Source organism: Cronobacter dublinensis subsp. dublinensis LMG 23823, from assembly GCF_001277235.1.
GTDB lineage: Bacteria > Pseudomonadota > Gammaproteobacteria > Enterobacterales > Enterobacteriaceae > Cronobacter > Cronobacter dublinensis.
Map to the genome: position 1 here is coordinate 510,254 of NZ_CP012266.1, position 23,293 is coordinate 533,546.

Annotated in this window: 24 protein-coding genes; 4 read left to right on the forward strand and 20 right to left on the reverse strand. The window is 59.1% G+C overall.

Annotated features, from left to right (window positions below; genetic code table 11):
• Positions 1-28: 28 nt before the first annotated feature.
• From AFK67_RS02420 to AFK67_RS02490, 15 genes are all read right to left on the reverse strand, one after another.
• Positions 29-1,438 carry a sucrose-6-phosphate hydrolase gene (locus tag AFK67_RS02420; RefSeq protein ID WP_007718424.1) on the reverse strand — a complete coding sequence of 470 codons (1,410 nt, stop codon included), beginning with the start codon at positions 1,436-1,438 and terminating at the stop codon, positions 29-31.
• A complete protein-coding gene (locus AFK67_RS02425; protein ID WP_007718422.1) occupies positions 1,438-2,808 on the reverse strand; it encodes a sucrose-specific PTS transporter subunit IIBC in 1,371 nt (456 codons plus the stop codon). Before AFK67_RS02425 ends, AFK67_RS02420 begins: the two co-directional genes overlap by 1 nt.
• Before the next feature lie 71 nt (positions 2,809-2,879).
• Positions 2,880-4,406 (reverse strand): carbohydrate porin, encoded by a 1,527-nt coding sequence (locus AFK67_RS02430; RefSeq protein WP_007718420.1) that lies wholly within the window; start codon positions 4,404-4,406, stop codon positions 2,880-2,882.
• 166 nt (positions 4,407-4,572) lie between these two features.
• A complete protein-coding gene (locus AFK67_RS02435) occupies positions 4,573-5,496 on the reverse strand; it encodes a fructokinase (protein WP_038884896.1) in 924 nt (307 codons plus the stop codon).
• A gap of 132 nt (positions 5,497-5,628) precedes the next feature.
• Positions 5,629-5,994 carry a DUF805 domain-containing protein gene (locus tag AFK67_RS02440; RefSeq protein WP_007718412.1) on the reverse strand — a complete coding sequence of 122 codons (366 nt, stop codon included), beginning with the start codon at positions 5,992-5,994 and terminating at the stop codon, positions 5,629-5,631.
• 155 nt (positions 5,995-6,149) lie between these two features.
• Positions 6,150-7,136 (reverse strand): glutathione S-transferase family protein, encoded by a 987-nt coding sequence (locus AFK67_RS02445; RefSeq protein ID WP_032966949.1) that lies wholly within the window; start codon positions 7,134-7,136, stop codon positions 6,150-6,152.
• A gap of 74 nt (positions 7,137-7,210) precedes the next feature.
• Positions 7,211-7,603 carry a DoxX family protein gene (locus AFK67_RS02450; RefSeq protein ID WP_032966947.1) on the reverse strand — a complete coding sequence of 131 codons (393 nt, stop codon included), beginning with the start codon at positions 7,601-7,603 and terminating at the stop codon, positions 7,211-7,213.
• 213 nt (positions 7,604-7,816) lie between these two features.
• Positions 7,817-8,113 carry a YqjK-like family protein gene (locus AFK67_RS02455; protein ID WP_007718406.1) on the reverse strand — a complete coding sequence of 99 codons (297 nt, stop codon included), beginning with the start codon at positions 8,111-8,113 and terminating at the stop codon, positions 7,817-7,819.
• Complete coding sequence (locus tag AFK67_RS02460; protein ID WP_007718403.1) at positions 8,110-8,508, reverse strand: phage holin family protein; 399 nt, start codon at positions 8,506-8,508, stop codon at positions 8,110-8,112. The genes AFK67_RS02455 and AFK67_RS02460 overlap by 4 nt, the downstream gene beginning before the upstream one ends.
• 2 nt (positions 8,509-8,510) lie before the next feature.
• On the reverse strand, positions 8,511-8,813 hold the full coding sequence (locus tag AFK67_RS02465; protein WP_007718400.1) for an ElaB/YgaM/YqjD family protein: 303 nt from the start codon (positions 8,811-8,813) through the stop codon (positions 8,511-8,513).
• 35 nt (positions 8,814-8,848) lie between these two features.
• Positions 8,849-9,217 carry a DUF1090 domain-containing protein gene (locus AFK67_RS02470; RefSeq protein ID WP_007753563.1) on the reverse strand — a complete coding sequence of 123 codons (369 nt, stop codon included), beginning with the start codon at positions 9,215-9,217 and terminating at the stop codon, positions 8,849-8,851.
• A gap of 152 nt (positions 9,218-9,369) precedes the next feature.
• The gene (mzrA, locus tag AFK67_RS02475) at positions 9,370-9,753 is read right to left on the reverse strand and encodes an EnvZ/OmpR regulon moderator MzrA (RefSeq protein ID WP_007718396.1); all 384 of its coding nucleotides are present in this window, start codon (positions 9,751-9,753) and stop codon (positions 9,370-9,372) included.
• A gap of 3 nt (positions 9,754-9,756) precedes the next feature.
• The gene (gene yqjA, locus AFK67_RS02480) at positions 9,757-10,419 is read right to left on the reverse strand and encodes a DedA family general envelope maintenance protein YqjA (RefSeq protein ID WP_038884892.1); all 663 of its coding nucleotides are present in this window, start codon (positions 10,417-10,419) and stop codon (positions 9,757-9,759) included.
• A gap of 313 nt (positions 10,420-10,732) precedes the next feature.
• On the reverse strand, positions 10,733-11,512 hold the full coding sequence (gene exuR, locus AFK67_RS02485; RefSeq protein ID WP_007718391.1) for a transcriptional regulator ExuR: 780 nt from the start codon (positions 11,510-11,512) through the stop codon (positions 10,733-10,735).
• Between the two features lie 113 nt (positions 11,513-11,625).
• Complete coding sequence (locus tag AFK67_RS02490) at positions 11,626-12,927, reverse strand: MFS transporter (RefSeq protein WP_007718390.1); 1,302 nt, start codon at positions 12,925-12,927, stop codon at positions 11,626-11,628.
• 471 nt (positions 12,928-13,398) lie between these two features.
• On the opposite strand from AFK67_RS02490, the gene uxaC reads away from it, so the two are divergent.
• From uxaC to AFK67_RS02505, 3 genes are all read left to right on the forward strand, one after another.
• Positions 13,399-14,811 (forward strand): glucuronate isomerase, encoded by a 1,413-nt coding sequence (uxaC, locus tag AFK67_RS02495; protein ID WP_007718389.1) that lies wholly within the window; start codon positions 13,399-13,401, stop codon positions 14,809-14,811.
• Between the two features lie 17 nt (positions 14,812-14,828).
• Positions 14,829-16,316 (forward strand): UxaA family hydrolase, encoded by a 1,488-nt coding sequence (locus tag AFK67_RS02500; RefSeq protein WP_038884890.1) that lies wholly within the window; start codon positions 14,829-14,831, stop codon positions 16,314-16,316.
• Positions 16,317-16,386: 70 nt separating this feature from the next.
• Positions 16,387-16,929 carry a YgjV family protein gene (locus AFK67_RS02505; RefSeq protein ID WP_007718385.1) on the forward strand — a complete coding sequence of 181 codons (543 nt, stop codon included), beginning with the start codon at positions 16,387-16,389 and terminating at the stop codon, positions 16,927-16,929.
• Between the two features lie 33 nt (positions 16,930-16,962).
• Here AFK67_RS02505 and sstT read toward each other — a convergent pair whose 3' ends face one another.
• From sstT to AFK67_RS02530, 5 genes are all read right to left on the reverse strand, one after another.
• Positions 16,963-18,210: a serine/threonine transporter SstT gene (sstT, locus tag AFK67_RS02510; protein ID WP_007718383.1), complete on the reverse strand. Its 1,248-nt coding sequence runs from the start codon at positions 18,208-18,210 to the stop codon at positions 16,963-16,965.
• 295 nt (positions 18,211-18,505) lie between these two features.
• The gene (locus tag AFK67_RS02515; RefSeq protein WP_007718378.1) at positions 18,506-19,474 is read right to left on the reverse strand and encodes a TerC family protein; all 969 of its coding nucleotides are present in this window, start codon (positions 19,472-19,474) and stop codon (positions 18,506-18,508) included.
• A 291-nt stretch (positions 19,475-19,765) separates the two neighbouring features.
• Complete coding sequence (locus tag AFK67_RS02520; protein WP_007718376.1) at positions 19,766-20,764, reverse strand: Gfo/Idh/MocA family protein; 999 nt, start codon at positions 20,762-20,764, stop codon at positions 19,766-19,768.
• Positions 20,765-20,847: 83 nt separating this feature from the next.
• Positions 20,848-21,540: a SanA/YdcF family protein gene (locus AFK67_RS02525; protein WP_038884888.1), complete on the reverse strand. Its 693-nt coding sequence runs from the start codon at positions 21,538-21,540 to the stop codon at positions 20,848-20,850.
• Between the two features lie 24 nt (positions 21,541-21,564).
• A complete protein-coding gene (locus tag AFK67_RS02530) occupies positions 21,565-22,077 on the reverse strand; it encodes a M48 metallopeptidase family protein (protein ID WP_007718370.1) in 513 nt (170 codons plus the stop codon).
• Between the two features lie 85 nt (positions 22,078-22,162).
• On the opposite strand from AFK67_RS02530, the gene rlmG reads away from it, so the two are divergent.
• Positions 22,163-23,293 carry a 23S rRNA (guanine(1835)-N(2))-methyltransferase RlmG gene (gene rlmG, locus AFK67_RS02535; protein ID WP_007718367.1) on the forward strand — a complete coding sequence of 377 codons (1,131 nt, stop codon included), beginning with the start codon at positions 22,163-22,165 and terminating at the stop codon, positions 23,291-23,293.

A 23,293-nucleotide genomic window follows, 5' to 3' on the forward strand; every position in this document is an offset into this window, starting at 1 on the left:
GGCTTCGGTTCGGTGAGTGGTCAAACCCTCATTCTACCATGCAAGGGCGTAACGACCAGTAGCGCAGCCGGAGTTGCGCGTCGCCTTCAAAGCCAAGCATCGCGCTGGCCGCCGGAAAATAGCGGCTGCTCATCACGCCTTCGCCGTCGTTGATAAAAATTTCGACGCTGGAACGGTCGCACAGAATGTGCAGGCGCTTCGCCTCGCCCTGCCAGTAGCGGTAGAGCCACTCGCCGTTTTTCAGGCTGCGGCGCGAAAGGCGCAGACCATCGCGCGTCCATTCAAGGCGCAGCGTGCCTGCGAAATCGAGCGTGACGTCGCCCTGCGCTTCCAGCATCAGCTCCAGGCTTTCGGCTACCATTGGCGGGAGCGTTGAGGCTACGCCCCCGACGCGTTGTTCGTCGCCACGCAGCGCGGCAAGTTCGCGCGCCGGCTGCTGGCAGAGCAAGCCATCGCGAAGCGAGAGCTCGCGCGGGCAGGTCATCTGGTGGATCCAGCCCTGCGCCACGGTCGGCTGCAGCATCTCTTCGCCGTCCGGCACGCCCATCCAGCCGATAAGCAACCGGCGGCCATCGTCGGCCTGCGTGGTCTGCGGCGCGTAAAACTCAAAACCCGCGTCCAGCTCCACCAGCGGGCCGTGGCGGTATTCCGTCTGTTCATAATCCAGCTCGCCGCACAGATACGCGCTCGGGTACGTATTAAGAAAGCGTTTCTCTTCGCGCGCCACGCCCTGCGGGCAGCAGAGCAGAATGGCTTTGCCGTCGAGCATAAAGAGATCCGGGCACTCCCACATGTATCCCGCATCGCCCAGACCGCCCAGCGTGCTGCCCGCTATCTCGCCGAGATTTTCCCAGTTCCACAGGTTATCGGATCGCAGCAGCAGCACCTTGCCCTGGTGTTCGAGATCCTGCGCGCCCAGCACCATGTACCAGTGTTCTGCGTGCCGCCAGACTTTCGGATCGCGCACGTGGCCGGTGTAGCCGCCGGGCAGCGGCATCACCGGGCCGAGCTTGTCGAAGCCGCCGTCGGCGTTCTGCACCGCCAGACACTGCCACGCGGTGCGCGTGCCGTCGTCAAACTTCACGTTGCCGGTATAGCAGAGCGTCAGCGTGCCGGCGTCATCCACCGCGCTGCCGGAATAGCAGCCGCTGCGGTCATACTCTTCATCCGGTAGCAGAGCCAGCGGCTCGTGACGCCAGTGCGTCAGATCCGCCGAGCTCCAGTGTCCCCAGCACTTATGCTGATGCTGACAGCCCAGCGCATTCCACTGATAAAACAGGTGGTAACGCCCCTGAAAATGAATAAAGCCGTTCGGGTCGTTCATCAGGCCGGTAACAGGCGCCAGGTGCCAGCGCGGATAGTGGCGATCGCCAAGCGCGACCGGCTGGCCTTTCATCACGGCCTGTAAAATGGCAGGCAGCAGCGTGCGGGTAGTCATTATTCAGCGTCCGTTTTGTATTTCCACAGGTAAGAGACCGCAAAAGCGACACAGAAGGCGATAGCCATACCGAGGGTGTAGTTCAGCAGCGAGCTGGCCTTCACAATCGCCATGCCCGGAATCCCGGTCAGCCCGACCGCGGTCATGCCCACATGGGTGGAAACGACCCACGCGCCGCCTGCCGCGCCGCCGATAAGCCCCGAGATAAACGGCTTCACGAAACGCAGGTTCACCCCGAAAATCGCCGCCTCGGTGATGCCGAGCAGCGCCGAGAAGCCCGACGGCAGCGTAATCGCTTTCACTTTCGGATCTTTGGTTTTAAACCACACCGCGAGGCACGCGCCGCCCTGCGCCACGTTCGCCATCGCCCAGATGGGCAGCAGGAAGTTCACGCCGATAGACGGGTTGCCGAGCAATCCTGCTTCAATCGCGTGGAAGCTATGATGCACGCCGGTAATGACAATCACCGAGTAAAGACCGCCGAACAGCAGCCCTGCGAGCCAGCCTGCGTGGGTAATCAGCGTACTTAACACCAGAGAGATGCCGTCGCCGAGCGCGCGGCCCGCCGGGCCGATCACCAGCAGCGCCACGAAGCCTGAGATAATCACAGTGAAGAACGGCGTCAGGATCAGATCCAGCGCGTCCGGGATAATCCGGCGCAGCTGTTTTTCAAGAAGGCTCATGAACCATACGGCCAGCAGCACCGGGAATACCGTGCCCTGGTAGCCAATCATCGCGACCTCAATCCCGAAGAAGTTCATGGTGTGGAAGCCCGCCGCCACGCCCCAGGCGTTAGTCAGCGCCGGATGGGTGAGGATACCGCCAAGCGTCGCGCCCAGATACGGGTTGCCGCCAAACTCGCGCGCGGCGGTAAAGCCTATCAGGATAGGCAGAATGATGAACGCCGCCGAGCTGCACATATCCAGCATGATATAGAGCGCGTTATCGGGGCTGACCCAGCCGTAGGTTTTCACCATGCCGAGCAGGCCCATCAGCAGGCCGGAGGCGACGATAGCCGGAATGATCGGCACGAAAATATTCGACAGCAGACGCGCGATGCGCTGGAACGGGTTCAGCTTGCGGGCCGCGACGCTTGCCGCTTCCGATTTGCTGGATTCGCTTATCCCGGCGACCGCGATAAACGCGGCGTACACTTTGTTGACGACGCCGGTACCGAAAATAATCTGTAGCTGTCCGGCGTTGCGAAAGCAGCCTTTGACACCTTCGACATTGCCGATGGCGGCCGTGTCGGCTTTGGCGTCGTCCACCAGCACCAGCCGCAGACGCGTGGCGCAGTGGGCGGCGCTGGCGATATTCTCTTTGCCGCCGAGCAGCGGCAGGAGCGAGCGGGCAATCTGTTCAAAATCCATAACAACCTCGGTCTTGTGGTTTTTGTGTGGTCAGCAAAGCGCAGGCCCCCGCGCGGCGGGGGCCGTTATCATCAGAACCAGGTTTCCATCTGGACGCCGAAGTTCCATTCGCCACCGGCGGTGAAACCGCTGCTGCCGAAGGAATCGCTGCTGGCGTAGTTATCCAGGCGGTGATCCCAGTCCATCCAGGTGGCAAACAGGCGCAGCTCAGGACGCTTGAGGAATTCGCCGACGTCGCCCGCTTTCAGCGTTGGCGCGAAGGTCAGCTTATAGAAGTTGCCGCTGACCGCGTTACGGGCGTTATAGCCTTCCGGGCGCAAGTCCATGTACTGGTAGCTGCCTTCATACTGCAATTCGAAATTCTGGTTAATCTCCTGAATTACGCGCAGGTTAGCGGTCGCCCACTGGTAGCTGTCGCCTTTCACGTAGCGATCCTTACTGCTCTGGGCCAGCACCGCTGGCGCGATATGCCAGCCGCCGCCAAGCGGGGTCATGCCATAGCTCGCGAGACGCCAGGTGTCCGCCTGCGGCAGCAGCGCGCCGTCGGAGCCGATAGATTTCACTTCCGCGCCAAGACCGTGGCCATACAACAGCGCGGTTTTCGACGACCCGTCGCGCAGGCCGTAGAAGCTGTCGTTATGCAGGCCGAGCAGCGCATGCACGCCATCTTCCGCCGCGTCTTTTTTCACGCGGTTGCCGTCGATATCCACGCGGTCTTCGTTATCTTTGGCGCGCATCCCGCTCACCATCAGCTGCACCGGCCCGACATAGTTATTGAGGGTCAGCACATAGTTCTGCGCGGTGTTTTCGCTATTCTCGATATCGCCGAACGTGCGGCCATACAGCGAGAAGTTGCTGCGCGCGTTGTCGCTCCAGCGCATGTCATAAATCCCCGCGCCGGTCCCCGCCAGGAATACGACGTCGGAGTCTATCCAGTGGATATCGAAGTTATCACGATCGAAGCGTTTACCGGCCCAGACGGTGGCATCTTTGAATGCGCCGGTAAAGGTCGGCAGATGACCCAGTTCAGTAAACGCCTGACGCACGTTGAGATCGCTGGTGTCGGCGGTCCAGTCGTTATAGCTGCGCTGTCCGTCGGCCACCATTACTTTGAAGCGCGTGGTGGCGCCGTTCGAAAGCGTCTGTTTGTGCTCCAGGTTCATTTCCAGGTAGGTGTCAGGCTCGTTGCCAAGACGTCCCACGTGGCCGCCGGTTTCGCCAGCAGGCGTGAAGGACGGGCCGCCCTGGGTTTTGGCGGCGGAGTCGCTCATTAACAGGCCGGAGCGCGCATAGCCGTGGAATTCAAACCCGTCGGTGCTCGCAGCCTGTGATGCGGGAGCGGCAGGCGCTGGGGCGCTTGCCGCGACCGGCTGCGCGGTGGCCTGCATTTTTTTCTGCGTGGCCGCCAGTTCGCGGGCCTGACGCTCGGCGGCTTCGGCGCGCGACTCCGCGGCGCTGGCGCGGGTTTCGGCGGCCTGTAAACGCTGTTCAAGCGCCGCCAGACGCGCTTCGATGCTGGTCATATTGCTGTCGGCAAAGGCGGCGGGAGCACCGGCCAGTAAGCCAATGGTAAGGGCAAGAGTGCTTTTTCTAATCATGGTATGGCATCCCTGAGAAGGCGTTATCATCATTTTGCTAACTTGCTAAACCGGTTTAGTGCGCAATCATAATCACGGCCTATTTTTACTGGCAATGAAATTAGCTAAACCGGTTTAGTGATTGTGATGAGGTTCGCAAAACGGGCCGCGGGCGCGGCCCGCGGGATCAGGCGAGGCGTTGCTGAAGATCGTTCAGGCGCGGCAGGGCGGTCATGGCGCCTTTGGCGGTGGTGGCGAGTGCGCCGCAGGCCTGGGCGTCCGCCAGCAGGGGAGCCAGCGCGGCGGCGTTCGCCGGCAGACCATGCGCCGCAAGGCCCCACAGCAGCCCGGCCACGAAAGCGTCGCCCGCGCCGGTGGTGTCGACGCACTCGACCGGCTCGGCCAGGTAATGGTGCTGCTCGTTGTTAAAGCAGGCGTCGACGCCCTCTGCGCCCCGCGTGATGAGCAGCAGCGGGATCCCGTGACGGCGCGCCAGCGCCAGCGCGTGCTCGTCGTCGTCGCCCCCGGTGATGAACGCCAGCTCTTCCAGTGACAGTTTCACCACATCCGCCAGCGCCAGCGCGCGCGCCACGCATTCGCGCAGCTGCGCGGGATCCGGCCACAGATCTTCACGGATGTTTGGGTCGAAACTGACAAACCCGCCCGCGCGTTTTATCCGGGCCATCGCTGCAAACGCGGTATCGCGCGACGGCTGCGCGCAGAGCGCAATCGAGCAGACGTGCAGCCATTCGCCGGTAGCGAAGGTCGGGAGATCGTCTTCAATGAGAAAGAGATCGGCCGACGGGCGCACCATAAACGTAAACGACCGCTCGCCGCGATTGTCGAGCGCGACCACCACTGTCGAGGTGCGATGCGCCGGATCCTGATGCATGGCGCCCGTATCCACGCCTTCTTCGCGCAGCATGCGGATCATAAACTCGCCGAACGGATCGCGCCCGACGCGGCCGATAAACCCGCTCGCGCCGCCGAGCCGCGCGACGCCCACCGCCACGTTGGCAGGCGCGCCGCCGGGGCATTGCAATAACCGTCCCTCGCCGTCGGGCAGCAGATCGACGACCGCGTCCCCCAGAGCCCATACTTTTGCTGACATACCTGTTTCCTCCGATTCCTCTTTCGCTAAACAATAGTTAAACCGGTTTAGCTAATCAACACTCTTTGTGTGCTCAGGGGCTTTAAAGGGGAAAGAGAGCAGAAATGTGCCGCGCCGGAACGCGGCTTACGATCAGTGGTGGTGTTTGGCGTCGGGGCCGAAGCGGTTTTCGCCGCGAGTGCCTTCCTGCGTGTTGAACGCGAGGATCATCAGCCAGCCGATTACCGGGATGAACAGCACAAAGAGCCACCGCGCCGTGCGGTCGGTATCGTGCAGGCGGCGAAACTGTAACGCCAGCGCGGGCAGCAGTACCACCAGTCCATACAGCACGGTGAGCAGGCCCTGCTCGCCCATAATGCGCAGCCCAAGTATTTTATCCAGGGCCACCATGACGCCCGTCAGAATGATATTTACCAGGGTGAACATCCAGTACTCTTTACGACGCGCCCGGCCGGTAAAACCGAGGTAATTTCTGAACGCTTTGATGTACCAGTACATATGTGTTCGCCTCCCTTGCCATCAATCACTTGTTTTTAAAGCGATCTGCTTGTGTAAATGCTAGCTGTCGGCGGGCGAAACGGCCTGGGGGAAAACGGAAAATGTGAGCGCCGTCGGAACGGCGCATTTTTCAGAAGAGGCTTAGGGCGAAGCGATTAGCGAAAGCGCTCGTCGCGCCCGTGCGGCTCATCAAGATCCTGCCACGGGCCGATGGAGATAATCCCGGTGGGGTTGATGGTTTTGTGGCTGCAATAATAGTGGTGGCGGATGTGCCCGAAATCGACCGTCTCCGCGATGCCCGGCATCTGGTAAATCTCGCGCAGAAAGCCGTGCAGGTTCAGGTAATCGCTGATGCGGTGCTTATCACATTTAAAATGCGTGACGTAGACCGGGTCGAAGCGCACCAGCGTGGTCCAGAGGCGGATGTCGGCTTCAGTCAACTGGTCGCCGGTCAGGTAGCGCTGCTGGCCCAGGATCTGCTCAAGGCGCGACAGCGAGGCGAACACCTGTTCAACCGCTTCATCATAGGCCTGCTGGCTGGTGGCGAAGCCCGTCTTATAGACGCCGTTGTTGACGGTGTCGTAGATCCAGCCGTTCAGCTCATCGATTTCCGCACGCAGCGCCTGCGGGTAGTAATCACCGGCACGCGCGCCCAGCGCGTCAAACGCGCTGTTGAACATGCGGATGATATCGGCGGATTCGTTGCTCACGATGGTCTGGCGCTGCTTATCCCACAGCACCGGCACGGTCACGCGCCCGGAGTAGTGCGGATCGGCCTGGAGATAGAGCTGATAGAGGAAATCGTGCTGATAGAGCGTATCGCCGGTGGCCGCCGGGAAATCGTCGCCGAACGTCCAGCCATTTTCGAGCATCAGCGGATGCACCACTGAGACGGAGATAAACGATTCAAGCCCTTTGAGCTTGCGCATAATCAGCGTGCGGTGCGCCCAGGGGCAGGCAAGTGACACATATAGATGGTAGCGATCTTTTTGCGCCGCAAAGCCGCCTTCGCCCGTCGGGCCCGGTTCGCCGTCCGGAGTCACCCAGTTGCGGTACGCCGCCGAGGTGCGCTTAAAGCGGCCGCCGGTGGATTTGGTGTCATACCAGGTGTCGTGCCAGACGCCGTCGATCAGTTGTCCCATGATGTTCTCCTGTCAGATTACTTCCCTGAGTATGGCAAAAAGCAGGCGGTGGGGGCCGCCTGCCGTGTCATCTGTTACCAGTTCTTTTTCAGAAGGCGATCCAGGCTGTATGCGCCAGGCCCCATGAGCGCCAGCAGCAGATACCCGCCTGCGATGGAGAAGTTCTTCATAAACATAATCGAGTTAGCGCCTTCCGCGAAGTTGCTGTGGAACAGGAATGCCGTCAGCAGGGTAAAGACTGCGGTGATAAGCGCCGTGGTGCGGGTCAGGAAGCCGAAGATAATCGCCAGACCGCCGCCAAACTCAAGCAGGATAACCAGCGGCAGCATAAAGCCCGGTACGCCCATCGCTTCCATATACTGCTGCGTGCCTGCATAACCGGTGATTTTGCCCCAGCCTGCCACGATGAACAGAATCGGCATCAGAATACGTGCCACCAGTACGCCAGCATCTTCGAATTTTTTCATTTTACTCTCCAGGAATACCCGCTTCATCACGAAACGCTATCATTGTTTAAAGGGTTGCTTTGCGCGGGGTTATCCGCGTTCCGCTGTTGATGGAGAGAATCATAGGGCGGGCGTGACGGGAATGTAAGCAAGGAAAACTGGCAAACTTATTCAAAAATAATGAATGATGAGGGCGGAGGGTAAAAAAACGCCTCTCCGGGGAGAGGCGTCAGGTCAGGGGAGCGGATGTTTCATGGTGGTTTTAATCAACCGCCAGGCGCTCCAGGCGGCGAAGCCGCGTTTGCCCCAGCGCATCAGGAAATTCGGGTTACGAACGGTCCAGATGGCCATGACGCTACTGCCGACCACCGCCCACGAACGCAGGCTGAGTAACGTATTCCAGCTGCGGTCGTAAGAGCCGGTGACAGCCAGCCAGTCGCGACGACCGGCGGCCATATCCAGCCGTTGCTGCTGGATTTGACTGAGCAGCAACGCTTTGCGCCTTTCACGCTCGGCTTTGCTCATGCTCATGGCTTGTCATCCTCCAGCAGCTGGCGGTCGTTAGCAAGCTCGTGTCGCGTATGACGCAACAGTGTCGACTGCCGCGATTTCTTAAGCGTCCAGATACCGCCAATCAGCGCCAGGACTAACAGCGTGACGGTGGTGCCTATCATGACGTTAAGGCGATACTGCGGATCCACGGCCCAGATGAGCAACACCATCAGACTCATCAGTCCAAAGGCGGCAAACAGCATCGTCAGGCCGGTCATCAGCAGCAGCTGAAAGAGATTCGCCTTCTCCTCTTCAAGCTCCACGACGGCGAGCCGTAAACGGGTTTCCACCATCTCCACAAGCACGGTGACGATACGTTGTCCGATGCCGAGAACGCTTTTACCCGGCCCTTGCGCGTGACGAGGATCCGTCATAATCAACGCCGCGTCAGCAGTACGCCCAGCACGACACCAATGGCCGCACCAATACCTACGCCGGTCCACGGATTTTCACGCACGTAACCTTCCGCGCGCGCCGCGGCTTCGCGGGTCTGTCTCGCAATCACGTCACCGGTTTCGGTTAAGTGATAGCGAGTATCTTTCAGCGCGCGCTCTGCCTTATTGCGCAGTTTGCTCATCTCTTCCTTCGATTTATCCCCGGAGGCGGTCAGCACTTCTTCCAGCGTATCGGCAAGCGATTTCAACTCAGCGCGCAGGTGATCGGAATTTTCTTTTGACATAATGCTCTCCTGATATGTGAGGGTTATCCATAAGCTCAGTAATCTTGAGCTTTCAGCGCCTTCAGCTCCCGCTCAGCTTCAGCGAGCTTGTGGCGACGTTTGGCTATTTTATCGGCATCGCCTTTTTGCGTTGCCTCATGCAATTCGGCGCGGCGCTCGGCCACTTCCGCTTCTTTCTCCGCCACTTTCTGTCGATGCGCGGCGACAACCTCGCCGTCGCGACAGTTGGCGCGTACCTGACTTAACGCTTTTTTCAGCCCGTCGATGCGGCCCTGGTTCTGGTGCTGCTCCGCGTAGCGGATCTCCTTTTCAATCTCCTGCGCTTTTTCATCGCAGGGGGAGGCGGCAAGCGTCGCGGCGGTCCAGGAAAAAAGGGTTAAGGCCAGTACTGTGCGGTAATTCATGGTCATACCTTCCATTGTGTTGCGTCAGACGCGGGCCAGACGCGATTCCGGTGTTAATAGCGCGGACAAGACAATGGGTTGCGCTTACTCAAGCATAGTAAGTAATGACGCAAACCCCAAAGTCTGTGAAAAGATTCAGATTCCTGGAAGTGTTATCCCAGGCGCTGAATGTCCTGGCGCAGGCGGGAGAGCCAGGCGGGGGTTAGGCTTTTTTCTTCCTGCTGGGCGATAACAAAACCGCGCGGCAGCGAGCGATAAAGCACTTTGCGCGCCGCTTCGCTCTGATCGGTGGAGTCGAACTTAATCAGCAGAATGTCATCCTGCGGCGTAATGCTTTTAAAACGAATGCCGTTGGCGTCGAGATGATGCCAGACGGAAAAGCCGTCCGGGATCATCGCGCCCTGGGAGACCGCGCGGATCTCAAGCGTCGTTTCATGCTTTTGCAGGGCAGCCCAGCTGAGCATGGCGGCCGCCAGCAGCGTCAATGCCGCGAGCGTCAGCGTAAGACGACGGGAAAATGCGGGTCTGAACGCCATCCTTTAGCTCCGGTTTCCATGTTTTTTCTTCCATAAGACAACAAGTGAGCCGATGAGGCCAATCACCAGCAATACCACCGGCAGCAGCATCAGGCAGGACATCAGGGCGTCTTCATATTTCAGGAACACCGGCGTTTTGCCGAGCAGGTAGCCGAGCGTGGTGAGAATAACGACCCACAGCAGGCCGCTCATCCAGTTGAAGAACTGGAAACGGACGTTATTAAGACCTGAGAGGCCGGCGATGGTCGGCAGCAGCGTGCGCACAAACGCGATAAAACGGCCCAGCAGCAGCGCGGAAAGCCCGTGTTTATGAAACAGATGATGCGCCCGCTGGTGATAATGCGCAGGCAGATGCGACAGCCAGTTCTGGACGATGCGCGTATTGCCGAGCCAGCGCCCCTGAATGTAACTGACCCAGCAGCCGAGGCTTGCGGCGGCGGTTAAGAGCAGCACGGTTTGCGGATAGCCCAGCGCGCCTTTCGCGATAAGCACGCCCACCAGCACCAGCAGGCTGTCGCCCGGCAGGAAGGCGGCGGGCAGCAGGCCGTTTTCCAGGAACAGGATCATAAACAGCACAAAGTAGAGCATGCCGATCATGCCAGGGTTGGCCAGCGTTTCGAAGTCCTGGCTCCAGAGCGCGGTGAGTAATTGTGTCAAAAGTTCCATTCAGTGATCCTGGCACATCGGTTAAAGCCAATGGGGTAGAACAGATAGCATTGCGACATTTCTGCGGTATGAAGGACGTCAACAGCGCTCTGTGCATTCCTGGCGTCCGCACGGCTCCGTGTGCGAGGAGTGAAGTAAGCAAGCGCTGACTTTCACCAGGAAATGCGTCTAATTGTAACAAAGCTCTGCCTGATGCGTCACAGAAATCATGCTTTGTTGAGGAATGATTTTGCTTTTCAGGAGTAACGCTGGCGAGGGTATTTACACACGCTGACACTATATATGGTTTGCTTACCCTCGCGATAAGAAGGGATTACTTTTCGCTGTTTGCCGCCGCGTCGAGATGAACCACCGGATTTTCGGCAAAAAGGTAGCGGTCGGCATTGAATTCAAAGTCGTCGCTGGTTTCGTTAAAGAGCATCTGCTTGGTATTCTCCAGATGCTGCCACATGGCAAGCTTTGCGCCGTGCGGGTCTTTACGAATCAACGCTTTAAGGATGTTGTCGTGGTCGTCGCACCAGTTATCGACGGTGCGCAAATCGATATGTTCGTGCAGTTTTTTCCAGTACGGGTTATGAACGCGCTGAGTCCACATTTTTTCGACAATCGCGGCGAGCGCGCTGTTCTGCGTGGCGAGCGCCACCTGCACGTGAAACTGTAAATCCCATTCGGAGTCGCGGAAGAATTTCTCGTTGCGCGCTTTCTCCTGGATTTCCATCAGCTTACGGATGTCCTGCTTGGTGACCTGGGTGGCGGCGAACTCGGCGATATTGCTCTCGATAAGCTGACGGGCCTGCAGCAGTTCAAACGGACCATAGCTTGCGAATTCAAACGCCTGCTCAGGGGCGGGCGTATGGTGTTTCGCCTGGTTGGCAATTACATGAATACCCGAACCTTTACGCACCTCAACGTAGCCTTCCACCTCCAGCATAATGATGGCTTCGCGCACGACGGTGCGGCTGACGTTTTTCTCGTCGGCGATGAAGCGCTCGGCAGGCAGTTTTTCACCGACCTGATACACGCCGTCTTCGATGCGTTGCTTAAGCTCGGCGGCCAGTTGTTGATACAGACGACGCGGTTCTGCGATTTCCATGTACGACTCCAGTGAACACGATACTGCTTAGATTTGTTATACCACTTTTCGGGTGAGCCCTCCACTCGACGCCTGTGAAAAAGCCGCCCGCAGGCGGCTTTCCGGTAGATGGATCAGTGTTGTGTGACGGGGGCGCCACTTCGCGCCTCTTGCTCAAGTTCGCTGGCGGGTTTGTTTTTCAGCACGGTCCAGATAACCAGTGCGCCCATCAGGTCGAACACGGCAAGTACCGCGAACAGCGGGCTGAAGCCGATGGTATCGGCAAGCGCACCGACCACCAGGGCGAACAGGGTGCTCGCGGTCCAGGCCGCCATGCCGGTCAGGCCGTTGGCCGTCGCGACTTCGTTACGGCCAAATACGTCGGAAGAGAGCGTAATCAGCGCGCCGGAGAGCGACTGGTGCGCGAAGCCACCGATACACAGCAGGCCAATCGCGACATAGGGGCTGGTGAACAGGCCAATCATGCCTGGGCCAATCATCAGCACCGCGCCCATGGTGACGACCATTTTACGGGAGACAATCAGGTTCACGCCAAACCAGCGCTGGAACAGCGGAGGCAAATAGCCGCCGACGATACAGCCGAGATCCGCGAACAGCATCGGCATCCAGGCGAACATGGCGATTTCTTTCAGGTTAAAGCCGTACACTTTAAACATGAACAGCGGGATCCAGGCGTTGAACGTTCCCCACGCCGGTTCTGCCAGGAAACGCGGCAGCGCGATGCCCCAGAACTGACGGGTGCGGACAATCTGCCACGGCGACATTTTCTTCGCGTTGTTGGTCTGATGCTGCGCTTCCTGACCGCCAATGATGTAGTCACGTTCTTCGCTGGTCAGTTTTTTCTGGTCGCGCGGGTGTTTGTAAAACACAAGCCAGGCCATCGCCCAGGCGAAGCTCAGGACGCCGGAGATAATAAACGCCATCTCCCAGCTGTGCATCACGATAGCCCACACCACCAGCGGCGGCGCGATCATGGCGCCGATAGACGAGCCGACGTTGAAATAGCCCACCGCGATGGAGCGCTCTTTCGCCGGGAACCACTCAGAGCTCGCTTTCAGGCCCGCCGGGATCATCGCCGCTTCCGCCGCACCTACAGCGCCGCGCGCCAGCGCCAGACCGCCCCAGCTACCTGCGAGCGCGGTCGCGCCGCAGAAGATAGCCCAGGTGACGGCGAAGAAGGCGTAGCCGATTTTCGTGCCGAGGATATCCAGCACGTAGCCTGCCACCGGCTGCATCACGGTATATGCTGCGGAATAGGCCGCGATAATATAAGAGTATTGTTGCGTGGAGATATGCAGCTCTTCCATCAGAGTGGGCGCTGCAGCCGCCACGGTGTTACGGGTCAGGTAACCCAGCACGGTGCCCAGCGTCACCAGTGCAATCATGTACCATCGTAACCCTTTAATTTTACGCATTGGAAACCTCATCGTTTAATCGTTCGCCCCGCAGGCCGGCGGGTTGCCAGGCTTGCGCGGTACTCATTCAGTAACGGGAGGCGCGCCGGAGGTGTTATCGGTGCCGCCCACGCCTTGCCATTCAGTGTTCATGGGATAATCCGGCGTCCGTTCCGGCTAATGGGATGAATATTCATCCCTTAAAACATTCCGTGGGTTTATAAGTTGCGACGGCAGAACGATAACTTGTCATACAGCTTTAAAAGTTGAGAGCCATCACAAAAGCATCTTTCTTTGTAAGGTTACGTCAGGTGCGACGCGAAGCCAGACGTGGCGCGGGCTGGCGCGGTGTTTACTCCGGAAAGGGTACTTTATTTGTGTGCTTTTATTGATCTGACTCACGAAAATAGCTTCGGTCACTGGAAATTGGTGTGATAACTTTGTCAGCATCATGCTAACGCATCTGAATTACTGGCTCAGAGGAAGCATAAAATGACCCCGTTCATGACCGAAGATTTCCTGCTCGACACCGAATTTGCCCGCCGTCTTTACCACGACTACGCCAAAGACCAGCCGATTTTCGACTATCACTGCCATCTTCCCCCGCAGCAGATTGCCGAAAATTACCGCTTTAAAAACCTGTATGACATCTGGCTGAAAGGCGACCACTACAAATGGCGCGCCATGCGCACCAACGGCGTGCCGGAGCGCCTGTGTACCGGCGATGCGAGCGACCGCGAGAAGTTCGACGCCTGGGCCGCCACCGTGCCGCACACCATCGGCAACCCGCTGTACCACTGGACCCATCTGGAACTGCGCCGTCCGTTTGGCATTACCGGAAAAGTGCTGTCGCCAAAAACTGCTGATGAGATCTGGAACCAGTGCAACGATCTGCTGGCGCAGGACAGCTTCAGCGCCCGCGGCATCATGCAGCAGATGAATGTGAAAATGGTCGGCACCACCGACGATCCGGTGGATTCACTCGAACATCACGCGACCGTCGCGAAAGACAGCAGCTTCAGCGTTAAAGTGCTGCCGAGCTGGCGCCCGGACAAAGCGTTCAACATCGAGCAGGCGACATTTAACGACTACATGGCGAAACTCGCCGAAGTTTCCGACACCGACATTCGCCGCTTTACCGATCTGCAAACCGCGCTGACGAAGCGCCTCGACCACTTCGCCGCTCACGGCTGTAAAGTGTCGGATCACGCGCTGGACGTGGTGCTGTTTGCCGAGGCGAGCGAAAGCGAACTCGACCGCATTCTGGCGCGCCGTCTGGCGGGCGAGAGCTTAAGCGAGCATGAAGTGGCGCAGTTCAAAACCGCCGTGCTGGTCTGGCTGGGCGCGGAATACGCCCGTCGCGGGTGGGTGCAGCAATACCACATCGGCGCGCTGCGCAATAACAACCAGCGCCAGTTCAAGCTGCTGGGGCCGGATGTCGGTTTTGACTCCATCAACGACCGCCCGCTGGCGGAAGAGCTGTCGAAACTGCTGAGCAAACAGAACGAAGACAACCTGCTGCCGAAAACCATTCTCTACTGCCTGAACCCGCGCGATAACGAAGTGCTCGGCACGATGATCGGCAACTTCCAGGGCGAGGGGATGCCAGGCAAGATGCAGTTCGGCTCCGGCTGGTGGTTTAACGATCAGAAAGACGGCATGGAGCGTCAGATGACCCAGCTCGCGCAGCTCGGCCTGCTGAGCCGCTTTGTCGGCATGCTGACGGACAGCCGCAGCTTCCTGTCTTACACCCGTCATGAATACTTCCGCCGCATTCTGTGCCAGATGATTGGCCGTTGGGTGGAAGCCGGCGAAGCGCCAGCGGATATCGACCTGTTAGGCGAGATGGTGAAAAACATCTGCTTTAACAACGCCCGCGACTACTTCGCCATTGAACTCAACTAAGGCCCTTTGAGGTTGATATGCAATACATCAGGATCCATTCGCAGGATAACGTTGCGGTAGCGCTAGCGGATCTGGCCGAAGGCACAGTTATCGTTATCGACGGGCACTCCGTCATGCTGCTGCAACCGGTGACGCGCGGGCATAAGTTCGCGCTGCTGCCTATCGCACAGGGAGAGAACGTCATTAAATATGGCCTGCCGATAGGCCATGCGCTGGCGGATATCGCGCCGGGCGAACATATTCACTCCCATAACGCCCGCACCAATCTCAGCGATCTGGATGAGTACAGCTATCAACCCGAAGCGCCCCATACCAGCCAGCAGATGGGCGATCGCGAGGTACAGATCTACCGCCGCGCCAGCGGCGAGGTCGGTATTCGCAACGAACTCTGGATCCTGCCGACCGTGGGCTGCGTCAACGGCATCGCGCGGCAGATCCAGAACCGGTTTCTGAAAGAGACGCAGGACGCCGAAGATATCGACGGCGTGTTTCTCTTCAGCCATACCTACGGCTGTTCGCAGCTCGGCGATGACCACATCAATACCCGCACCATGCTGCAAAACATGGCGCGTCACCCGAACGCCGGGGCGGTGCTGGTAATCGGTCTCGGCTGTGAAAACAACCAGGTGGACGCGTTTCGCGAGACGCTCGGCGATTTCGACCCGGCGCGCGTGCATTTTATGGTTTGCCAGCACCAGGATGATGAAGTGGAGGCGGGCCTTGAGCATCTCCACGCGCTGTATGAGGCGATGCGTCACGACCGGCGCGAGCCGGGCAAACTCAGCGAGCTGAAATTTGGGCTGGAGTGCGGCGGCTCGGACGGTCTGTCCGGCATCACCGCCAACCCGATGCTCGGCCGTTTCTCCGACTACGTGATCGCCAACGGCGGCACCACGGTGCTGACCGAAGTGCCGGAGATGTTCGGCGCGGAGCGTATTCTGATGAGCCACTGCCGCGACGAAGCGACGTTTGAAAAAACGGTCACCATGGTGAACGACTTCAAACAGTACTTTATCGCGCATAATCAGCCGATTTACGAAAACCCGTCGCCGGGCAACAAGGCGGGCGGCATCACCACGCTTGAAGAGAAATCGCTCGGCTGCACTCAGAAAGCCGGGGCAAGTCAGGTAGTGGATGTGCTGCGCTACGGCGAGCGCCTGCATACGCCAGGGCTTAATCTGCTGAGCGCGCCGGGCAACGACGCCGTCGCTACCAGCGCGCTGGCGGGCGCGGGCTGCCATATGGTGCTATTCAGCACCGGACGTGGTACGCCTTACGGCGGTTTCGTACCGACGGTGAAAATCGCCACCAACAGTGAACTGGCGGCGAAGAAACCGCACTGGATAGACTTCGACGCAGGCCAACTGCTGCACGGCACGGCCATGCCGCAACTACTGGAGAAATTTGTCGACAGCATTGTGGAGATTGCCTCCGGCAAGCCGACCTGCAACGAGAAAAACGACTTCCGCGAACTGGCCATTTTTAAAAGCGGCGTGACGCTCTAGATCCGCACGACGTCATCATCAGACGGCGTTTCATTTATGAAGCGCCGTTTCTTTTTGAGAGGAGCGCTTTATGACCGCGTATTGGCTCGCCCAGGGCGTTGGGGTCATCGCCTTTCTTATCGGCATCACCACCTTTTTCAACCGCGACGAGCGGCGCTTCAAGCTGCAACTGGCGCTCTACAGTGCCGTTATCGGCGGCCACTTCTTTCTGATGGGCGCGACGCCTGCCGGGATGAGCGCGGAGCTCAACGCGCTGCGCACCGTGATTTCACTGCGCACCCGCAGCCTGTGGATCATGACGCTGTTTATCGTCCTCACGCTGACGCTTGGACTCGTGAAGCTTCATCACGTTATCGAGCTGCTGCCGATTATCGGCACCGTCGCCAGCACCTGGGCGCTGTTTCGCTGCACCGGGCTCACCACGCGCTGCGTGATGTGGTGCTCCACCGCCTGCTGGGTCACGCATAATTTCTGGATTGGCTCTATCGGCGGCACGCTGATTGAAGGAAGTTTTCTTATTATCAACGGCCTGAACATCCTTCGTTTCTGGCGGATGCAAAAGCGCGGCATCGATCCGTTTAAGGTCGAAAAAGAGGTGGCGGAGAAAGGGTAAAACACCGGCGGCCCGCAGACCGCCGGCGAGGCGTCAGCTACGCAGCGCGTTGCTGGCAAGACGCGCGTCTTCCGCCTGGCACGCGGCCGCGGTGAAGAGCACGTCAGTTGAGGAGTTCAGCGCGGTTTCGCAGGAATCCTGCAATACGCCGATGATAAAGCCCACCGCCACGACCTGCATGGCGACGTCGTTCGGGATGCCGAACATATTGCACGCCAGCGGGATAAGCAGCAGCGAACCGCCCGCCACGCCCGACGCGCCGCAGGCGCACAGCGACGCCACGACGCTCAGCAGCAGCGCAGTCGGCACATCGACCGCAATCCCGATCGTATGCACCGCCGCGAGCGTTAACACCGTAATGGTGATCGCCGCGCCGGCCATGTTGATCGTCGCGCCAAGCGGGATCGACACGGAGTACGTGTCGCGATCCAGGTTGAGCTTCTCACACAGCGCCATATTGACCGGAATATTCGCCGCCGAGCTGCGGGTGAAGAACGCCGTCACGCCGCTCTCACGCAGGCAGGCAAACACCAGCGGATACGGGTTGCGACGAATTTTCGCGTAAACGATCAGCGGGTTTATCACCAGCGCTACCAGCAACATACAGCCCACCAGCACCACCAGCAGTCGCGCGTAGCCCCACAGGGTATCGAAACCGGTGGTGGCAAGCGTGGACGCGACCAGGCCGAAAATCCCGATGGGGGCGAAGCGGATCACCAGCTTCACCATAAAGGTGACCGCATCGGACATGTCGTTGACCAGGTTTTTGGTCGTCTCATTGCCATGGCGCAACGCGAAGCCGAGACCCACCGCCCAGACCAGGATGCCGATGTAATTGCCTTTCAGCAGCGCGTCCACCGGGTTCGCCACCATGCTGAGCAGCAGGTCACGCAGCACGCCGACGATGCCCGTCGGCGGGGTGATTTCCGTTGCGCCCGCCACCAGATGCAGCGTTGAGGGGAAGAGGAAACTGAACAGCACGGCGGTCAGCGCCGCCGAGAACGTGCCCAGCAGATAGAGCCAGAGAATGGGGCGAATATTGGTTTTCTGCCCGTGCTTATGGTTGGCGATGGACGCCATCACTAGCATCAGCACCAGCACCGGCGCCACGGCTTTCAGCGCGCCGACGAACAGCGTGCCGAGCAACCCGACGGCGATGGCGGCGGGTTTGGATACCCAAGCGAGCAGAATACCGAGCACCAGGCCCACGAGGATCTGTTTTACCAGGCTGCCCTGTGCCAGGCGGCGCAGCAGACCGCCGCCCTGAGATTGCGTAGTCATACGTATTTCCTTCAGAAGTGATGTGGTTGCATCCCGCGTCGTGTTCTTGTGCCACGTTTATTCAGGATGTAACAAAAGTTTGCACGGACGAGTATAGGGATTTGTCGGCCCGGAGGAAGGGGATAGTGCTGGATTTTCTGAAGCGCTCCCGTTTTTTAACTATCTATTAACGGTATTGTGACAAAATCAACAATTCCATGATGGGGCACGTTGCAAACGCGCGGGCAGCTGATCATCAATAAAAAAACGCCGCCCGTGTCATCACGGACGGCGTTGTTAGCGTTAGCGCAGTCGGTTACTCCGCCCGCTTTTTCCGGTCGTTGCGATGGTTCACCCAGGCGTTAATCAGCAGCGTCGCAACCAGAATGCCGCCCACCACGCTAAGCGAAATTGCGATCGGGATATGGTAGAAGTCGACAATCAGCATCTTGATGCCGATAAACACCAGAATCACCGACAGACCATATTTCAGCATCGAGAAGCGCTCCGCCACGCCCGCCAGCAGGAAGTACATGGCGCGCAGGCCGAGGATCGCGAACAGGTTGGAGGTCAGCACGATGAACGGGTCGGTCGTGACGGCAAAGATAGCCGGGATGCTGTCCACCGCGAAAATCACGTCGCTCAGCTCCACCATGATCAGCACCAGCAGCAGCGGCGTGGCATACAGCAGACCGTTTTTGCGCACGAAAAAGTGCTCGCTCTCTATGCTGTCCGTCATACGCAGATGCCCGCGCAGCCAGCGCACCAGCGGCTTATCGCCAATTCCGCCTTCATCTTCTTTTGCGAGCGCCATCTTCACGCCGGTAAAGAGCAGGAACGCGCCGAAGACGTAGAGCAGCCATTCAAACTGCGTGATAAGCCAGCTGCCCGCGAAAATCATAATGGTACGCAGCACGATAGCGCCCAGCACGCCGTAAATCAGCACCCGGCGCTGCAAGGCAGGCGGCACGGCGAAGTAACTGAACAGCATCAGCCAGACGAAGACGTTATCCACCGCGAGGGCTTTTTCGATGAGATAACCGGTCAGGAAGGCGAGGGCCTGCGTATCCGCCACCTCACGCCCGGCGGTGCCGGTGAGATACCACCAGAACGCGGCGTTAAACAGCAGGGAAAGGGAAACCCAGACGATGGACCAGGCGGCCGCCTGCTTCATGGTCATCGCGTGCGCGCCGCGACGCCCCTGAAGCAGAAGGTCGATAGCCAGCATAATCACCACGACGACGGCGAAACCGCCCCACAGCAAGGGAGTGCCGACAGTATTCATAAGCTCAATCCTCAAAAACAAAAACGGCTAACGTCAGAAGACGTCAGCCGCTTTGCTTAAGAGCACCGCACAGACCTCGCCTTCCGGCAAGGTCTCACTTACAGCCGCCGCGTTATCCGCGCGTCACAAGCATTGCTGCTGGTGCGCTGATAACACGCTCGCTGCCCGACGACCGGATGCATGGCACCGTAATGACGACCGTCGGCAATGAAGTTACTCCCCTTTGCAAGTTACAAAATATTGCAAAGCATTTATACGGTCAATGTCTCAACGGGGCGCTTTTACAAAGCTTTACGCCGGGAGCGGGGCGCTCATATCGTCGGCCGGGAATCGCACCCCGGTCTGGGCGCGGATTTCCGTCAGCAGTCTGGCGGTCGTACGACTCACCGCAATGCCGGGGTGATTCACTTCATTGGTTTCCACCAGGCGGGCGAACGTTTCTGCTTCATACAGCATCGTATTGATGTGCTGCGGCAGGGTCAGCTCCTGCGGTTTGCCGCCGCGCGGAATAAACGTGATGCGCTGGCATTCGGAGAGTTTTTCTATCACCAGCGCGCCTGCCTCGCCCTGAATTTCGCTCGGCAGCGTCGAGTCGCTCACTTTCGAGTGCAGCAGCGTGACGCCGAAATCGCCGTAGTTCATCTGTACCGTACCGTGGGCGTCCACGCCGCTCTCCAGCAGGCTCGCGGTGGCTTGCACATCATGCGGCTCGCCCCACAGCGCGACGGCGCAGGCGAGCGTATAAAAACCGATATCCATAATGGAGCCGTTCGAAAATGCCGGGTTAAACGTATTCGGGTTTTCGCCGTCGAGATAGCGCTGGTAGCGCGAGGAGTACTGGCAGTAGTTAAACAGCGCCTTGCGCAGTTTGCCCACTTTCGGCAGCGCCTGTTGCAGTGCGATAAAGTTCGGCAGGCTGGCGGTTTTAAACGCCTCGAACAGCACCACCTGGTTTTCACGCGCGCAGGCGATAGCGGCTTCCACTTCCCGCAGGTTAGAGGCCAGCGGTTTTTCGCAAATCACATGCTTTTTATGATTCAGAAACAGACACGACTGCGAAAAGTGCAGCGCGTTGGGGCTTGCGAGGTAGACCGCATCGATGGCGTCGCTCTGCGCCAGCGCCTCCAGCGAGGTGAAGAGATGCTCCACCGGGTATTCGCTCGCGAACGCCTGGGCCTGTTCGAGGCTTCGGGAGTAGACGGCGGTCAGCGTGAATTTGCCCGTCTCGTGGGCGGCATCGACAAACTGGCGGGTGATCCAGTTCGTTCCAACAACGGCGAAACGTATCATAAAGGCGTGTCTTCTCCGGCAGTGAATATCTTCTCAGAGTAACACGCGAAAATGACAAAACCAGTGCGCGCGAGCGCAGAACGCTACGGCGTGGCGGCGTAAATATTGCACCCGCGCGGCGCGTCTTTGGGGCCTATCGCCACTTTCGGGCCGAGGAAATGCGGCTCGCGTCGAAGCCAACGCGCATCCAGCACCGCGCGCACGCGGGCGAATCGCTCGCGCAGCAGCGTGTACTGGGTATGCCGGAACGCCGGATCTTCGGCGTTAAACCCGATGGCGTCGATGCCGTAATGCTGCGCCAGGTAAACCGCGCGCTCGTTATGAAACGCCTGCGAGATAATCGTGATGCGGTTTTCCTGAAACACTTCGCGGGCGCGCACCACGGAATCGAGCGTCGAAAACCCGGCGTAATCGCAGTAAATCGCCGCGGCAGGCACGCCGCGACGGTTCAGCGCTTTGGCCATTGCCGTCGGTTCGTCGTAATCGTCACGGCTGTTATCGCCGCTTACCAGCAGCCAGGAGACTTTGCCGGCGTGGTAGAGCGCGGCGGCGGCTTCAATACGGCGGTTGAAAAACCGGTTATCGGGGCGGGCGCCCAATACCAGCCCAACCTTGCGCACCGGCGTGTTCGCGACCGTTTCATAAAGCCTGCCGTCGGCGGCGTGCGTGACCGTGCGGTCCGCGGCGATAATCGCGATAACCGACAGCAGCGCGCCGGTGAACACCAGCAGGGCGACGAGCGCGAGCGCGCGTTTCCAGCGGGAAGGGATTGTCATAAAGCATCCTTGCAAAAGTTCGGGTTACGGCGTCTGCCCGTCGCGTTGCGTGAGCGCCAGCTGGGTCAGCCACAGGCGGGTGTCGAATTCGAGCTGATGATACTGCGGCTCCATATGGCAGCAAAGCTGATAAAAGGCTTTGTTATGCTCTTTCTCTTTTATATGCGCCAGCTCATGCACCACGATCATCCGCAGGAAATCCTCCGGCGCCTGGCGAAACACCGTGGCGACGCGGATTTCCGCCTTCGCTTTCAGCTTTCCGCCCTGCACGCGCGAGATAGCGGTATGCAGCCCAAGCGCGTGTTTCATCACGTGGATTTTGTTGTCATACGCCACCTTATTCAGCGGCGGGGCGCTGCGCAGATAGCGGTTTTTCAGCCCCTGCACGTAGTCGTACAGCGCTTTATCGGTGGTAATCAAATGCTTGTCAGGGTAGCGCTTTTCCAGCACCTCGCCGAGGCGATTCTGGTCAATCAGCGTGCGCACCTGGGCAAGCAGTGATTCCGGGTAGCCCTGGAGATACGTCAGTGTGGTCATCACAGCCTCAGCGGGTGAAAAAAAGGTTTACTCAGGGGTGTAATTAAGGGATAAAACGCGCGGATTTTACCATTCGGGAGGGCCGATGAGCCAGGTGGAGTTACTCAATCAAACACTGACGCTGCAGCGTTTTCCGCCAATGCCGGAAGAGACGCCGCTGCAGGCCTGGGACGCGGCGGACGACTACCTGCTGCAACAGGTCGAACAGCCTGGCGGCCCGGTGCTGATTTTCAACGACAGCTTCGGCGCGCTCGCCTGCGCGCTCGCGGATACCCGCCCGGTCAGCATTAACGACTCCTTTATCGCCCATCAGGCCACGCGTCATAACCTGCGTCTGAATGATATCGACGAATCGCAGGTGACGATGCAGGACAGCCTGAGCCCGCTGCCCGCCTCGCCGGATCTGGTGCTCATTAAAATTCCTAAACAGCTCGCGTTACTTGAGCAGCAGCTGCGCGCGCTGCGTGCGGTCGCGACGCCGCAAACGCGCATTATCGCAGGCGGCAAAGCACGCGATATTCATAACTCGACGCTTGCGCTGTTCGAGAAAATCTTAGGGCCGACCACGACGACGCTTGCCTGGAAAAAGGCGCGTCTCATCCATTGCGCGTTCAGCGCGCCGGCGCCTGACGATGCGCCCGAGACCTTAAGCTGGAAACTCGACGGCACGCCGTGGACGATTCATAACCACGCCAGCGTGTTTTCCCGCGCGAGTCTGGATATCGGCGCGCGCTTTTTTATGCAGCATCTGCCGGAGGCGGTGGAAGGCGAGATGGTGGATCTCGGCTGCGGCAACGGCGTTATCGGCCTGACGCTGCTGGCGCAAAACCCGCAGGCGCGGGTGCGCTTTGTCGATGAGTCCTATATGGCGGTCGCCTCAAGCCGTCTGAATGTTGAAACTAACCTGCCAGATGCGCTCGCGCGCTGCGATTTCCAGGTCAATAACGCGCTGACGGGCGTCGAGCCGGAAAGCTTTCACGCGGTGCTCTGCAACCCGCCGTTTCATCAGCAGCACGCCATCACCGATCATATCGCCTGGCAGATGTTCCAGGACGCTCGCCGCTGCCTGAAATGGGGCGGCGAGCTGCGTATCGTCGGCAACCGCCATCTCGACTATTTCCGCAAGCTGAAGAAGATTTTCGGCAATTGCACCACCATCGCGACCAACAATAAGTTTGTAGTGTTGAAAGCGGTGAAGCTGCGTAAGAGCCGGTAA